The organism is Streptomyces aureoversilis (assembly GCF_042657885.1).
GTDB lineage: Bacteria > Actinomycetota > Actinomycetes > Streptomycetales > Streptomycetaceae > Streptomyces > Streptomyces aureoversilis.
Genome location: NZ_JBHSKJ010000077.1, coordinates 1 through 812, shown reverse-complemented (window position 1 = coordinate 812; position 812 = coordinate 1). Strand labels below are relative to the sequence as shown.

At 74.4% G+C, this 812-nt stretch carries 1 protein-coding gene; it reads right to left on the bottom strand.

Annotated features, from left to right (window positions below; translation table 11 throughout):
- The coding region (gene argC, locus ACFPP6_RS36485; protein WP_382051147.1) for an N-acetyl-gamma-glutamyl-phosphate reductase at nucleotides 1-812 on the bottom strand (812 nt) is incomplete at both ends.

Sequence of the window (812 nt, the reverse complement as noted above, 5' to 3'; positions counted from 1 at the left end):
GGCAGGCCCAGCTCCTCGGGGAGGCCGAGGGCGATGTTCATGCTCTGCACCGCGCCACCCGCGGTGCCCTTGGTCAGGTTGTCGATCGCACTCACCACGACGATCCGCCCGGCCGCCTCGTCCAGCGCCACCTGCACCAGCACCGTGTTGGAACCGACCACCGCTCCGGTGCCGGGCCACTGGCCCTCGGGCAGCAGGTGGACGAACGGCTCGCCCGCGAACGCCTTCTCGTACGCGGCGCGCAGGCTGCCGGCCGTCACACCGGGGCGGGCCTTGGCGCTGCAGGTGGCGAGGATGCCCCGCGGCATCGGCGCCAGGGTGGGCGTGAAGGAGATCGTGACGGGCTCCCCCGCGGCGGCGGAGAGGTTCTGGACGATCTCGGGCGTGTGCCGGTGGGAACCGCCCACGCCGTACGGGCTCATGGAGCCCATGACCTCGGAGCCCAGCAGATGCGGCTTGGCCGCCTTGCCCGCGCCCGACGTCCCCGACGCCGCCACGATCACCGCCTCCGGCCCGGCCAGCCCCGCCGCGTACGCGGGGAAGAGGGCCAGCGACACCGCCGTCGGGTAGCAGCCGGGAACGGCGATACGCCGCGCGCCCTTCAGCGCCTCGCGCCCGCCGGGCAGCTCCGGCAGCCCGTACGGCCACGTGCCCGCATGCGCCGAACCGTAGAACCGCTCCCACTCCCCCGCGTCCTTCAACCGGAAGTCCGCACCGCAGTCGACGACGAGGACGTCCGGGGCCAGTTCGCGGGCGAGCGCCGCGGACTGACCGTGCGGCAGCGCGAGGAAGACGACGTCGTGCCCGGCGAG